Below are 13,964 nucleotides of genomic sequence, written 5' to 3' on the forward strand. Positions count from 1 at the left end.
TTGTGACAGCGCCCACCCACACCCTCTTCTCCCTCGCCGGCCGCACCGCCCTCGTCACCGGCGGCAGCTCCGGCATCGGACACGCCATCGCCCACGCCCTCGGCCACGCCGGCGCGGCCGTCGTCATCGCCGCCCGCCGCACCACCGAACTCACCCGCACCCTCACCGAACTCCACGAGCACGACATCACCGCCGCCGCCATCACCGCCGACCTCGCCGACCCCGACGACCTCACCCGCCTGTGCCACCAGGCCCCCACCCACTTCGGCGACATCGACATCCTCGTCAACAACGCCGCCAACAACATCCGCGCCCCCATGGCAGACCTCACCACCGACGACTACCAGCAGACGATGGCCGTCAACATCACCGCCCCCTACCTCCTCGGCCAGCACTTCGGCCCCCGCATGGCCCGGCGCGGCTGGGGCCGCATCATCAACATCGGCTCCCAGCAATCCCACAGGGCCTTCGGCGACAGCGGCGCCTACGGCATCTCCAAAGCCGCCATCACCGGCCTCACCCGCTCCCAGGCCGAAGCCTGGTCCCCCCACGGCGTCTGCGCCAACACCATCATCCCCGGCTTCGTCCTCACCCCCCTCACCGAACCCGCCCAAGCCATCCCCGGCCGCGTCGAAGCACTCGCCGCCCGCACCATGACCGGCCGCAACGGCCTGCCCGCCGACTTCGCCGGCATCGCCGTCCTGCTCGCGAGCGACGCCAGCGCCTACATCACCGGACAGGCCATCTGCGTCGACGGCGGCTTCTCCGTCCACTGACACCCCCGCCACCCCCCAGCACCCCCGCCACCACCAAAACCCGCCATGATTGAATACGCCCCCGATCCAACACACCCGGGGACCTCATGACCACCACCCAGCGGCCCCCCGCCCACGCCCGCAAAGCCGTCTGCTACTTCTTCATCCTCCTCGGCATCACCTCCGGAGCCTGGGCTGCCCGCATCCCCGCCGTCAAACACACCCTCAACCTCAGCGACGGCCAGCTCAGCTACGGCCTCCTCGCCGTCGCCATCGGACTCGTCACCGGCATGCGCTTCGCCGGACACCTCACCGACCGCCTCGGCAGCGCCCGCCTCATCACCCCCGCCGCCATCGCCACCGCACTCACCGTCATCCCCCCCGGCTACGCCACCACCCTGCCCGCCCTCATCGCCACCCTCTTCCTCTTCGGCTTCACCAACGCCTTCCTCGACGTCTCCATGAACGCCCACGGCGTCGAAGTCGAACGCGCCTACCGCCGCCCCATCATGTCCTCCTTCCACGGCATGTTCAGCCTCGGCTGCTTCACCGGAGCAGGCATCGGCGGCCTCTTCGCCGCCCTCGACCTCAGCGCCGCCGCCACCCTCACCACCGTCGGCCTCCCCCTGGCCCTCATCTCCCTGTACGCCCGCCGCCACCTCCTCCCCACCACCCCACCCCCAACAACCCCCACCACACCCCGCCAGAGCGCCCCCTGGACCGCCTGGATCATCCTCATGGGCATCGTCGCCTTCGCCGGCCTCGTCGGAGAAGGCGCCGCCAACGACTGGACCGCCGTCTACCTCTTCCAAAACCTCGGCGCCCCCCAGGCCGTCGCCGCCGCCGGATTCGCCGCCTTCTCCATCGCCATGACCATCGGCCGCTTCACCGGCGACCACCTCGCCCAACGCCTCGGCCCCGTACGCCTGGTCCGCTACTCCGGCCTCCTCGCCGCCCTCGGCCTCGCCACCGCCCTGCTCGTCGGACAGATCCCCATCGCCATCGCCGGATTCACCCTGTTCGGCCTCGGCCTGGCCGCCATCGTCCCCCAGGTCTTCTCCGCCGCCGGCAACCACGACCCCGCCCGCGCCGGACAAGCCATCGCCCAGGTCGCCACCGTCGGCTACGCCGGCCTCGTCGCCGGCCCCGCCATCATCGGCGGCGCCGCCGAACTCATCGGCCTGCCCGCCGCCCTGGGCATCCCCGCCCTGCTCGCCACCTTCATGGCCGCCTCCGCCGGAGCATTACACCCCAGAAAACCGGCATGACACGGGGGCCGGGCTGCGACCGACCGGAAAACGGCGTCAGCGGGCCGGCCCGGCCGCGGTTGTCGCCGTTCACCGTTGTGACAGGTAATACGAATTCCGTGTCACAGCAGCACAGGGGGTTTGGGGACGGGTACCGGCGAGGTCCCCGAACCGGATGAGGAGCTCGCCGTTCTCATGGGTGCCGATGGCGATGTGGTGGCGCGTTCATATATCGCGTCCTATGGCGGCTGCGGCTGCCGGGATGTTGACATAGTCGCGCAGATGGGTGATCTGCCCGTTATGCACCGTGAGCACAACGATGTTGGGAAGCGCGAACTCGCCGGTGGACGCGCTGGTCCCGAGAGCCTCCTGCTCGACGATGATCGTTTCTGGATCGTCGGTCTCGTGGATGGCGAGAGTCCGGTAACGCTCATACCTCAGCAGGTCGGCCTTCCACCCCGCGGCTATCCAGTTCACGATTTCGTCCCGGCCCTCAAGCCGGGACGGCAGGCCTGGGAGGGTGAACGGGAACTCGTGGACCGCACCGACTGCGTACAGACGGCTCATGTCATCGACGGACTGGCCGATAGCGGCTTGGCGGAAACGCTCCAAGACCTCGCGCGCGCCAGCTGCCCGCTCTCGTTCCGACAGCGCCATGGGGCACTCCTCCCTGCCTCGGGTGAGCCATGCCAGTAAAGTGAGGCATGGTCCGGTTAAATGGATACGGTAGCGGACCGTGTCCCCGGTTAACAAAAGGTGTGGTGATCGCGCTGGCGGGCCAAAATTCACGGCCGCACGCCGGGCGCCCGATGCGTGCGGACGCCCGGCGCAACCACGGGCAGTTGGTCGAACAGGCCCGCATCGCGTTCGCCGAGTTCGGCGTGGACGCCTCCCTGGACGAGATCGCCCGGCGGGCAGGAGTGGCCAGCGGAACGCTGTACCGGCATTTCCCCACCCGACTGAATCTCATAGAGGCGGTGCTCGCCAAGCAGATAACCGAGCTGACCGGCCTCGGCCGCGAGCTGCTGACGGCCAAGGACGAGTTCGACGCGTTGTCCACGTGGTTGCGTGCCGCGCTCACACACGCCTTGACCTATCGAGGTCTGGCGGCCACGGTGATGAACTCGGCGCTCGACCGCGGGAACAGCCCGGTATCAACCTGGCACACGGAGTTGTTCGAGGTGGGAGCCGCACTGCTGGCGCGGGCACGGCAATCAGGCGTGGTCGTCGCCGATGCGGACGAAGCGGATGTGCTGAAGATGGTCGGCGCCATCGCCTGGGCCGCCCAGGACACCCCGGACAGCTCAGCCCAAGCCGACCGCCTGCTCGCCCTCCTCATGAACGGACTACATCACGGCGGCGCCCAGCGATGACCTTACCGACGACAAGACCCACCCTCACGGCACCCGCGACGCACGCCAGCGCGCCACCGCCTCCACATAAGCCGCCGGAACCTCCATCGGCGCCAGATGCCCCACCCCCTCCAACACCCGCGACTGCCAGTCAGGCCTGCGCCCCAGCAGATAATCGACCACCGCCCGCCCGATCAACGGATCCCGATCACCCCACAACAACAACGTCGCCACCCCCACCCCGTCCACCGCCCCCAGAACAGGCCCCCGATCGACATACATCGCCGACACCACCGAAGCGAAGGCCACCACCGCATCACCCAACCTGTCCGGCCGGGCACGCATCTCCCAACGCTCCTCGGCCTGCAACGCCACCAACTCCGGCGAGACCCGCCGCAGATCACCCCCCACCAGATCCAACCCACCACCCGGCGAGACCACAGGATCACCCCTGCGCAACTTCGCCTCCAGCAACCGCCCTCCACACAACCCCAACGTGCCACGCAAGACCGGCACCCCGGCCAGCAGCGCGAACCGCCCCACCGTCTGCCAGCCCAGCGCCTCGCCCACCGTCAAAGGACCCGGCAGAGTCGGACTGGTCAACACCAACCCCTCCACCTCCACCTCACCGGCACCCCGCGCGAACAACAGACCCACCAACCCACCCATCGACCAGCCGTGAACGACCACCCGCTCCACCCCGAGCCTGCGCATCAACGCCCGCAGAAACCTCGCATTGACATGCGCCCTGGCCGCCCGGCGATGCGGCGTCCCCGTGTGACCGGTGAACGTACCCGGCAGATCCGGCGCGACGACCGGCCCATGAGCAGCCAGCGACGAGATGACATCCAGCCAGAACGTCCCGGTGGCACCCATCGGATGAACCAGCAACTGCGTGGGCATCCCCGCATCCCCCCGCGCACGCAGAAGATGCACCGCAGTGCCCTGCAGATCGACCATCTCACTGCGGATGCCCGCCCAACGCGGCGAACGCTCCCCCCAGTCGTCGTATCGCACCAGGCCTCCCCGGATCGCGGTGATCGCCGGAACTCCACGCTACAACCGGCGAACGCGCCACGGACCCGGACCCGGACCCGGACAAACAGTCCCCCGCCAGAAACCCCCGCCACAACACCACCAGCCCGAACAGACCCCAGCCCGAACAACCGACGCCGCACCCGCCAAACCCGCCGACCACACCCGGCTCACCACGCCGGCCCGGCACCGCGATACTCCTGCGGGCTGATGCCGTACACCCGCTTGAACGCCGAACTGAGAGCGAACCCACTGCCATAACCGACCTGCCGGGCGACGACGTTCAACGTGGCATCAGACTGACGCAACAGATCGGCGGCCAACGCCAGACGCCACTCCGTCAGATAAGTCATCGGCGGCGTACCGACAGCACTACGGAAACACTCCGCCAGCGTCGCCCGCGACACACCCACCTCGGCCGCGACCCGCGCCAACGTCCAACCGCTCGCCGGGTCCTCGTGAAACAACCGCAAAACCTCCCCCGCCACCGGATGGGTGTAAGCCCGATACCAGGCCGGAGCCTCACTCTCAGGCCGGTCCAACCACACCCGCAACACCGAGATGAGCAACAGATCGAGCAGGCGATCGAGCATGACCCCCTGAGCCGGCCCCTGCTTGGACACCTCACCGGCCAGCACCGCCACCAGCGCCGCATCCCACATGTCCTCGGACACGACCAGCAACGGCGGCAGCACATCAAGCAGACGCTGACCGACGGCACCGACCTCCTCGTACACCCCCAGCAGCATCTGCACCGACCCGTCGGGATCGCTGCCCCACGTACGCACCCCCAACGCCATCCGCTCACGCAACTCCACACCCTCAGGCGTGACACACTGCTGACCGGGATACACGATGACCCGCGGCGGGCTTGTCATGCCGTCACTCATCACATAGGGATCCGGCCCGCGAACGACCGCGACGTCACCCGGACGCAACCACACCGGCTCACCGTGCTCAGGCGCGAAACACGCCTCACCCCTGAGCATGACGGCCACACACAACGGCGACCCGTCCTGCACCCGGATCGACCATGGGGGATCCAGCACGATGCGAAGAAGGAAAGCACCACTGGCCCGCGGCCCCTCAAGCAACCCCGCGAGCGCGTCCACCCCCCAACAGTAGACGACCGGACATGCATTCCGGCATCTCAGCCATGGACCATCCAGACAGCACCGCTCCAGGCTGTAACCATGACAACAAACAAGCACACGACACTGGTCCTCGGCGGCACCGGCCGGATCGGCCGCCGGGTGACCCGGAAACTGATCGAACGAGGCCTCGACGTACGAATCGGCTCCCGCACCGGCGAGCCCCCGTTCGACTGGGAGAACCCCTCAACCTGGGCCGGCGCCGTCACCGGCGTCACCTCGGCCTACCTGATGTACCACCCCGAGATCGAATGGCCCGGCGCCGGCGACGCCATCGCCACCATGGCCCGGCTAGCGGCCGACGCCGGCGTCGAGCGCCTGGTCCTGCTGTCCGCCCGCAACCAGGCCGAGGCCGTCCGCTGCGAGAACGCCGTGACAAGCCTCCCCGTCCAGTGGACCATCCTCGCCCCGGCCTCGTTCAACCAGAACTTCGACGAGGGCGTGTTCCTCCAACCGCTGCGCCACGGCGTGCTGTCCCTGCCCGCCGGCGACAACGCCGACCCCTTCATCGACGCCGACGACATCGCCGACGTCGCCGTGGCGGCCCTCACCGAGGACGGCCACGCGGGCGAGCGCTACGAGCTGACAGGCCCCCGCCTGTGGACCTTCGCCGAAGGCGTCGGCGAGATCGCCCGGGCGACGGGCCGCGAGCTCCGCTACGAGCCGATCACCCGGGACCGGTTCGCCGACGCGATCGCCGACGACGGCGCCCCGCGCGAGTTCGCCGAACCGCTGGCCACCCTCATCTCCGAGTTCTTCGACGGCCGCAACAGCTCGCTGGCCGACGGCGTCGAACGCGCCCTGAACCGCAAGCCCCGCGACTTCGCCGACTGGGTGGCCGAGATCGCCCCCACCGGCGTGTGGAAAGCCGCCTAGCCGAGCGGCTCCAAGGGGTGCCCGGCCGAGCGTGAGGCGAGGGAGCCCATACCTGACCCGCTCCGGCACCGTACGGCGGCGCGCGCCCATCGCCTACCGAGCCGCACTCCGGCGGCCCTTGCTTTTTGGAGAGGGGTCTTCAGTCCGCTGTAAATGATCTTGGCACCGGCCGAACGCCTTTACAATGTAGATTTATTTATCGAGGTGCCTCGAAACGGGCCAGCCAGGTGGTGAGGAGCGATTCCAGCAGGGCCGCCTCCTCGGGAGACAGCTCTTCCAGGAGGCGGTGCTCGTTGCGCATGTGCTCGGTGAAGGCCCGGTCGATCAGCTCCCTGCCCGCGGCGGTGAGCGCGACCACCCGCCCCCGGCCGTCGCTCTCGCTCGGCCGGCGGGTGACGAGCCCGTCGCGTTCGAGCCGGTCGATGCGCTTGGTCATCGCGCCGGTGGTGACCATGGTGAAGGCGGCGAGCTCCCCGGGGGCGCGCTCGAAGGGCGCCCCCCCGCGCCGCAGGGCGGCCAGGACGTCGAACTCCCCCTCCCCCAGCCCGTACCGCCGGTAGACGACGCAGAGCTGTTCGGTGAGGTGCCCGGCGAGCCGGTGCAGGCGCCCGATCACCCCCTGCGGGCTCACGTCCACATCCGGGCGCTCACGGGCCCACTCCCGCTGGATGCGGGCGACATGATCCAGAGGTTCGCTCATGCCCCCAGCATAGCTTCCCGGGAAGCTATATTCCTTCCATGGAAGCTACCTTTCGTTGGACGTTGGTCACGGCGACGGCACCGGTCGCGTGGGGGACGACCTACTTCGTCACCCAGCAGTTCCTGCCGCCCGGCTACCCGCTGTACGGGGCGGCCATCAGGGCGCTGCCCGCCGGGCTCCTGCTCCTCCTCCTGAGCGGGAGGCTCCCGCACGGGTCGTGGTGGTGGAAGTCCCTCGTCCTGGGAACGCTCAACATGAGCGCGTTCTTCGCGCTGATCTATCTCGCGGCCCAGCTGCTGCCGACGAGCGTCGCCTCGACGATCATGGCGATGTCGCCCGTGGTGATGATGCTCCTGGCCTGGTCGATGCTCGCCGAACGGCCGCGGATCGCGCACCTGGCCGGAGCGGGCGTCGGCATCGCGGGGGTGTGCCTCATGCTGTTCACCGGCACGGCCGCCGTCGACGCCCTCGGCGTGCTCGCCTCCGTCGCGGCCATGGTGATGTCGTCGTTCGGCTACGTGCTGGCCAAGCGATGGACCACCGGCGCCGGCACGCTGTCGTCGACCTCCTGGCAGCTCATCGCCGGAGGGCTGGTCCTGCTGCCCTTCGCCGCCGCGCTGGAGGGGCCGCCGCCGGCGCTGGAGGGACCCGCCCTCCTCGGGTTCGGCTACGTCACCGTCGTCGCGACGGCTCTCGCCTTCGCCGCCTGGTTCTCGGGACTGCGCCACCTGCCGGCGGCGACGGTGGGACTCGTCGGGCTGCTGAACCCGGTGACCGGGGTGCTGCTCGGCACGACGGTCACCGCAGAGGCCCTCACCGCGCGCCAGCTCTGCGGGCTGGCCCTGGTCGGCCTCGGAATCCTCCTCGGGCAGCCCGCCGCGACCCGCCTCGCCGCCCTCCTGCGGGACCGCGAGCGGCCTTCGCGACCGGAAGGAGGAGGGCGCGGCCGGTCTCAGCCGACGTGGACCAGGGGGCGGCGGGCCGTCTCGTGCTCGGCCTGGCGCAACACCTCGCGGGTGAGCGGCGGGATGTCGCCGCCGCCGAAGACGAGGTAGCGCAGCAGCGCGCCGACCGGGTTGCCCTCGGCGGCCCAGTGGAAGTAGACGTGCGGGGTCTTGCCGGTCTGGTCACGCAGGTACAGCAGCAAGGCGGCGATGGCGTTGGCGATGGTGGGGCTCTCCATCCGCAGGATGCGGAACCCGTGGCGTTCCTCGCCGACGACGTGCAGCTCACCGGCGAACTCCGAGGCGTCGGAGACGCTCACCTCCAAGAACAGCAGGCCCTCGCCGGTGCGCAGCCGGTGCAGCTCCCAGGCCTCGCGGGCCTTGTCGACGTACTCCTTGCAGTCGCGCGCGTGCGGCTCGTTGGCGATCAGCCGGATCTCTCCGCACTCGCTGACGTAGCGGCGGGCCAGGTCGTCCATGGTGACCTTGGTGACGCGCAGCTCGGTGGAGCGGGTGGCCCGGGAGATCAGCGAGGTGATCACGATGGCCAGCACGAACAGCAGGGCGATCACCAGGCCGTCGGGGCGTTCGACGACGTTGGCGACGGTGGCGTAGGCGAAGATCAGCGTGATGATCCCGAACGAGACCGCCACGCGGGTGCGGCCGTCGTTCCAGGCGGCCAGGGTGACCGCGACGGCGGCCGACAGGATCAGCGCGAGCACGCCGGTGGCATAGGCGCCACCCTGGGACTCCACGTCGGCGCCGAAGAACAGGGTGATGAGGAAGGAGATGGCGGTGAAGACCAGCACCATCGGCCGGGCGGCGCGCGACCAGTCGGGGGCCATGCCGTAGCGGGGAAGGTAGCGCGGCACGATGTTGAGCAGCCCGGCCAGCGCGGAGGCTCCGGCGAACCACAGGATCGCGATGGTGGACAGGTCGTAGGCGGTGCCGAACCCGTCGCCCAGATACTCGTGCGCCAGATAGGCCAGGGCGCGCCCGTTGGCCGCGCCGCCCTCGGCGAACTCACCGGCCGGGATGAGCATGGTGGTGGCGAAGCTGGAGGCGATCAGGAAGACGCTCATGATGATCGCCGCGGTGGTCAGCAGTTTCCTCGCGCCGCCGATCCTCTGGGCGAGGTCCCCCTTGACCAGCGGCATCACGGCCACGCCCGTCTCGAAGCCCGACAGGCCCAGGGCAAGCTTGGGCATCACGTACAGCGAGACGGCGACCATCGCCAGCGGGCTGGAATGCTCGGCCGCCAACGCCTCACCCCAGCCGGTGACCAGCGCGGGGTCGGCGAGCACCCGGTGCAGGGCCGTGCCCAGGACGACCACGTTCAGCACCAGGTAGAGGGCGACCAGGACGACGGCGATCGAGATGGCCTCGCTGAACCCGACCAGGAACACCCCGCCGAGTGCGGCGATCAGCGCCAGGGTGACCGGGACCTGCCAGCCGGACAGGAACTCCGGCACGAAGGGGTTGTGCAGGATGTGGGCGGTGGCGTCGGCCGCCGACAGGGTGATGGTCACGATGAAGGCGGTGGCCACGAACCCGAGCAGGAACAGCACCAGCAGCTTGCCGCGCCAGCCGGGCAGCAGGCGCTCCAGCATCGACAGCGAGCCCAGCCCGTGGGGACTCTGCCCGGCCACCGCCCGGTAGGTCGGCAGCGCGCCGAACAGGGTCAGCGCCACCAGCAGCAATGTCGCGAGCGGGCTGAGGGCGCCGGCGGCCAGCGCGGCGATGCCCGGCTGGTAGCCCAGGGTGGAGAAGTAGTCCACCCCGGTCAGGCACATCACCTGCCACCAGGAATGCCGGCGCTCGGGTGGTTCCTCGTGGTGCGGGCCGCTGGTCCTGGGGTCGGAGCGTTGCAGCCCCTGCAGCAACCACCCCCGCAGCCTCGAGTCCACCCGCGCCGATGCCGACGTACCTGCCACTGTTCCCTCTCCCTGCGCTCACGTCGTTGCCCTGCTCCTGACGGGTGTGGGCGGCGCGCTGTCGCGCCGCCGGCCGCCGGGTGCCGATGTCCGGCCCTTGCCGCCGGTCACGTCCTGCGGCCGCGGGATCAGAGCGGGTGATCGAGGAATGTCCGCCGGGAGGGGTGTCCGGTACGGGGGCGGCGTGGCCGGTGGCCACCGGCCGGTGAGGGAACGGCGAGGCGTTCCGGACGGCGGGGCGCGGCCGGGAGGGGTCGCCGCGGGAGAAGAACCGGGAGGAACAACCGGAGAGGGAGACAAGACACCCCATATTCCCTACCGGTCCGGCCGCCGGGCGCCTAGAAAATCATGCGGATCCATACGCGTTCTTGACACCGGTTCGCCCGAATTCAGCCGTTTTCGCCCTATTTTGCTCGGGCGCCGGCCGTGTCGCGCTTTTCCGGGTCCGCACCCCGCCCTAGACCTCGCGCCGGCTCGCGCCGCCGCAGGGCGGCCAAGCGGGCGCCGCGTCGTCCCGCTGCTCCGGGAGGCCGGAGAGCCGGCCCTCCAGGCCGTCGAGGAGGACCTGGAGGCCGAACTCGAAGGTCCGGTCGGGGGCGGCGGTGTAGTCCGTGGCCGTCGGCGTCTCAAGGCGGGTGCGCAGCCGGGGGAAGCCCATGGCGACCTCGCTCGCCCTGGCCATCGTGTCCTGGATCAGCGTCTCGGCGTCCGCGCCGTCCCGGCTCAGCCGCCTGGCCAGGGAGACCGCGGCCGAGGCGCCGAGGACGTTGCCCAGGACGAACGTGAAGACGGTCGCCGCGGCGCGGTCCGCCCGCGCGCCGGCGAAGCCGGCCGCCTCGTAGACGGCCAGGTTGTGGTCGTCGTGGCGCGCCTTGCCGGGACCGTGGAACAGGTGGGAGCCGAAGGCCTGGACGAGCCACGGGTGGCGGCTGAACATCGCGTGCAGGCCGGTGGCCATCGTGGTGGCCGCCGCGCGCCAGCCGACCGCCTCCGGGTCGGGCAGCTCGACCTCGTCCCAGACGCGGTCGCCGGCGAGCAGGATGAGGTTGTCCTTGTTCTTGACGTGCCAGTAGACCGCCGTCGCGGCGGTGCCGAGCCTGCCGCCCAGGTACGGGGGGCCACCGCGATGGCCGGCGCGGAGGCAGAGCTGGAGCGCCAGGGGGTGCGGACCACCGTCCTGGCCGAGAACGGGATGAGGTTCGACGCCGGCGGCCACGAGACCGCCGTCCCGGCCACGGTGGCCGCGGTGATGGTGGCGCTGGCCGGGCTCAACCTGTTCGGCGGCGACTGGGCCCGGCCCCTGACCCTGACCTTCCAGTCCCTCGTCCTGGCCGGGAACTGCCTCATCCTCTACAGCCAGCTGACGGCCGAGACGTCCGTACGGGCCGCCTTCCGGCGCAAGGGCGACCCGATGCTGGCCCGCGTCGACGTGCCGGCCCTGCTCAAGGCGGCCGAGAACGGCTTCCCCGCCTGGACGTGGACCCTGCAGAACGTCCGGCACGTCGTGGTCTTCGGCGCCTCCGTCCTCGCCCTGGCCGCGACGCTCCTCGCCTGACCGCCCCCGCCGGCCGGGGCGCGAGGGCTCCCGCCCCGGGCACCCTCGCAGAACGCGACCGGCCGGCCGCCGCACCGCTCCGGCCGGGGACGGCGGGGACGGCGGGGACGGCGGATACCCGGCCGATACGTGACCGAGCGCCGGCGCATACGCGGCCTCGACGGGACCGATGTCCGATTCGCGAAGGATGACGGCCATGTTCTCTTTTCGAATGACCAGCGCGCTGGCCGCGGTCACCGCATCCGCGATGGCGCTGACCGGATGCGGTGGCGCGAGCGCGCTGGCCGGACCGCCCGCGTCCGCCACGCCGGGCGCGCGAAGCGCGGGCGACCCGCTCTTCGCCTACCTGGGCAACGGCGGCTACGACGTCGACTCCTACGACGTGAGCTACGACTACCGCCGCGGCACCACGAAGATGGACGCCTCGGTGCGGATCAGGGCCACCGCGACGCACTCCCTGTCCGGCTTCAGCCTGGACGCGGCGGTAGAGAAGATCACCAAGGTGACCGTGGAGGGCCGCCCCGCCGGCTTCCGCGTCGCGGGAGAGAAACTGCTGATCACACCCGGGCGGGTGCTGCCCCGAGGCCGGCCGTTCCGCGTGGACGTCTCCTATCGCGTCGACCGCGCCGCCAACCCGCAGTCCCCCGCCTTCCCCAAGGACGAGAAACCGCACCGCACCGCCTGGGTCGACAAGAAGGACGGCTTCGCGGTCATGGGACAGCCGGACCGAGCTCACCTGTACTTCCCCGGCAACGACCATCCCGGCGACAAGGCGAAGGTCACCTTCCGCATCACCACCCCGAAGGACCTGCAGGCGGTCGCCAACGGAACGCTCCGCTCGCGCACGCAGAAGGCCGGGCGCGTCACCCACGTCTTCACCACCCGCGATCCCATCCCGACCCACGTCGTGCAGGCGGCCGTCGGCCGTTTCACCCTGATCAAGGGCACGGGGCCGCACGGCCTGCCGCTGCGCAGCCACGTCGCCACCGCACAGGCCGCCAAGACCCGCGCCCTCGTCGACGACATCGCCGGCCAGATGGCCTGGATGGAAAAGCAGGTCGGCCCCTTCCCCTTCGAGACCTACGGCGTGCTCGGCGTGCCCGGCGACTACAACGGCGTCGCCCTGGAGAGCGCGACCATCTCCACCTACGCCGTGGAAAACCTGACCGGCACCGACCGGCAGGGCCGGGTGACCACGCAGGACACCCGGGACGACGCGATCACCATGGTCCACGAGCTGGCCCACCAGTACTTCGGCGACGCCGTCGCGGTGCGTGACTGGAACCAGATGTGGATCAGCGAGGGCCACGCCGAGTTCTACCAGCTCCTGTACGCCGCGGAGAAGGGCTGGCGCGACCTCGACGACCCCTCGCGCGGCCTGCGCGCCCGCTACGAATTCGACGGGGAAAAGCGCGTCGAGTCGGGCCCTCCGGGAAAGATGAAGCACGCGCGGGACGTGCTGGTCGGCACCAACACCGCGGGCCTGCTGATGCTGTTCGGCCTGCGGGAGATGGTCGGCGAGGAGACCTTCCAGCGGATCGAGAAGACCTTCTTCGCCGAGTTCCGCGGCCGCTCGGCCGACACCCGGGACTACATCAAGGTCGCCAACCGGGTGAGCGGCAAGGACCTGACCGGCTACGTCAACGGTTGGATCTACGACGCGAAGACCCCGCCGATGCCGGGCCACCCGGACTGGAAGCCCACGGCGTAACCGGCTTCCCCGCAGGCCCCCGCATCCGCCGGTGCCGCCGGTGCCGCCGTCAGCCTCGGGGGCGACGGCGGCACCGGCACGATTCGGACCACCTCACCTGGGGATGGAGCGTTCCCACCGCGAATCGATGATTGAGCAGGTCAGAACGGGTAGTACCCCTTGCACGACTTTCACAGCGACCGTTCTGATCCTGGCAGACACGTCGGTAGCCCCCCGCTGAACGCCACGGACGGCACTCACGTAAGGGGAACCGGACATGCACACCGAGCAGCGGGACCACTGGCCGATCAGCACCGACCTGATCGGCCTGCGCCGGCACCTGTACCGCCACATGAGCCAGGTGGGGCTGGCCGGGACGCGGCGCGACGACCTGCTGCTGGCGGCCAACGAGGCCGTCATCAACGTGCTGGAACACGGCGACGCGGCCGGCAGCGTGAGCGTCTGGCGCGAGGAGAGCGACCTCGTCGTCGAGGTCGTCGACGACGCCGGACGCCTCACCCCCGACCAGGCCGACCGCCGCCGGCCCGGCCCCGGCGCGGTCCGCGGGTTCGGGCTGTGGCTGATGGGCCGGCTCTGCGACGAGTTCACCATCTGCCAGAGCGGTGGCCGCTCCCGCGTCCGGCTGCGGATGCGCCTGTACGCCACCTCCGGCGCCGGATAGAGCGGCCGGCGCCCGCGGGGCGGCGCCCGCCGTCCCGCGGGCC

14 protein-coding genes are annotated in these 13,964 nt (G+C 70.5%); 8 read left to right on the forward strand and 6 right to left on the reverse strand.

Going from position 1 to position 13,964, the window contains the following annotated elements:
• The first annotated feature begins 2 nt into the window (after positions 1–2).
• On the forward strand, positions 3–776 hold the full coding sequence (locus AB0F88_RS41320) for an SDR family oxidoreductase (protein ID WP_362697048.1): 774 nt from the start codon (positions 3–5) through the stop codon (positions 774–776).
• Positions 777–862: 86 nt separating this feature from the next.
• Positions 863–2,023 carry an MFS transporter gene (locus tag AB0F88_RS41325; protein ID WP_362697050.1) on the forward strand — a complete coding sequence of 387 codons (1,161 nt, stop codon included), beginning with the start codon at positions 863–865 and terminating at the stop codon, positions 2,021–2,023.
• 204 nt (positions 2,024–2,227) lie between these two features.
• Here AB0F88_RS41325 and AB0F88_RS41330 read toward each other — a convergent pair whose 3' ends face one another.
• Positions 2,228–2,659, reverse strand: a complete 432-nt coding sequence (locus AB0F88_RS41330) for a nuclear transport factor 2 family protein (RefSeq protein WP_362697052.1) — start codon at positions 2,657–2,659, stop codon at positions 2,228–2,230.
• A gap of 104 nt (positions 2,660–2,763) precedes the next feature.
• Between AB0F88_RS41330 and AB0F88_RS41335 the strand changes: the two genes are divergently transcribed.
• Complete coding sequence (locus AB0F88_RS41335; RefSeq protein ID WP_362697054.1) at positions 2,764–3,375, forward strand: TetR family transcriptional regulator; 612 nt, start codon at positions 2,764–2,766, stop codon at positions 3,373–3,375.
• A 24-nt stretch (positions 3,376–3,399) separates the two neighbouring features.
• Here AB0F88_RS41335 and AB0F88_RS41340 read toward each other — a convergent pair whose 3' ends face one another.
• A complete protein-coding gene (locus tag AB0F88_RS41340) occupies positions 3,400–4,371 on the reverse strand; it encodes an alpha/beta hydrolase (protein WP_362697056.1) in 972 nt (323 codons plus the stop codon).
• A gap of 188 nt (positions 4,372–4,559) precedes the next feature.
• Complete coding sequence (locus tag AB0F88_RS41345; RefSeq protein WP_362697058.1) at positions 4,560–5,501, reverse strand: AraC family transcriptional regulator; 942 nt, start codon at positions 5,499–5,501, stop codon at positions 4,560–4,562.
• A gap of 81 nt (positions 5,502–5,582) precedes the next feature.
• On the opposite strand from AB0F88_RS41345, the gene AB0F88_RS41350 reads away from it, so the two are divergent.
• On the forward strand, positions 5,583–6,416 hold the full coding sequence (locus AB0F88_RS41350) for an NmrA family transcriptional regulator (RefSeq protein WP_362697060.1): 834 nt from the start codon (positions 5,583–5,585) through the stop codon (positions 6,414–6,416).
• 196 nt (positions 6,417–6,612) lie between these two features.
• Here AB0F88_RS41350 and AB0F88_RS41355 read toward each other — a convergent pair whose 3' ends face one another.
• A complete protein-coding gene (locus AB0F88_RS41355; RefSeq protein WP_362697062.1) occupies positions 6,613–7,116 on the reverse strand; it encodes a MarR family transcriptional regulator in 504 nt (167 codons plus the stop codon).
• Between the two features lie 38 nt (positions 7,117–7,154).
• Between AB0F88_RS41355 and AB0F88_RS41360 the strand changes: the two genes are divergently transcribed.
• Positions 7,155–8,171 carry an EamA family transporter gene (locus tag AB0F88_RS41360; RefSeq protein ID WP_362697064.1) on the forward strand — a complete coding sequence of 339 codons (1,017 nt, stop codon included), beginning with the start codon at positions 7,155–7,157 and terminating at the stop codon, positions 8,169–8,171.
• Here the strand turns inward: AB0F88_RS41360 and AB0F88_RS41365 are convergent.
• Together AB0F88_RS41365 and AB0F88_RS41370 are read right to left on the reverse strand one after the other, a co-directional pair.
• Positions 8,069–9,994, reverse strand: a complete 1,926-nt coding sequence (locus AB0F88_RS41365) for an amino acid transporter (RefSeq protein WP_362697066.1) — start codon at positions 9,992–9,994, stop codon at positions 8,069–8,071. The two genes, AB0F88_RS41360 and AB0F88_RS41365, sit on opposite strands and share 103 nt — an antisense overlap.
• 457 nt (positions 9,995–10,451) lie before the next feature.
• The gene (locus AB0F88_RS41370) at positions 10,452–11,210 is read right to left on the reverse strand and encodes a TetR/AcrR family transcriptional regulator C-terminal domain-containing protein (RefSeq protein WP_362697068.1); all 759 of its coding nucleotides are present in this window, start codon (positions 11,208–11,210) and stop codon (positions 10,452–10,454) included.
• On the opposite strand from AB0F88_RS41370, the gene AB0F88_RS41375 reads away from it, so the two are divergent.
• The 3 genes from AB0F88_RS41375 (at position 11,187) to AB0F88_RS41385 (ending at position 13,921) form a co-directional block, all read left to right on the forward strand.
• Positions 11,187–11,549: a hypothetical protein gene (locus tag AB0F88_RS41375; RefSeq protein WP_362697070.1), complete on the forward strand. Its 363-nt coding sequence runs from the start codon at positions 11,187–11,189 to the stop codon at positions 11,547–11,549. The two genes, AB0F88_RS41370 and AB0F88_RS41375, sit on opposite strands and share 24 nt — an antisense overlap.
• Before the next feature lie 196 nt (positions 11,550–11,745).
• Positions 11,746–13,260, forward strand: a complete 1,515-nt coding sequence (locus AB0F88_RS41380) for a M1 family metallopeptidase (protein WP_362697072.1) — start codon at positions 11,746–11,748, stop codon at positions 13,258–13,260.
• Positions 13,261–13,516: 256 nt separating this feature from the next.
• On the forward strand, positions 13,517–13,921 hold the full coding sequence (locus AB0F88_RS41385; RefSeq protein WP_362697074.1) for an ATP-binding protein: 405 nt from the start codon (positions 13,517–13,519) through the stop codon (positions 13,919–13,921).
• The last annotated feature ends 43 nt before the right edge of the window (positions 13,922–13,964 follow it).

It is taken from the genome of Streptosporangium sp. NPDC023963 (assembly GCF_040639135.1).
Lineage (GTDB): Bacteria > Actinomycetota > Actinomycetes > Streptosporangiales > Streptosporangiaceae > Streptosporangium.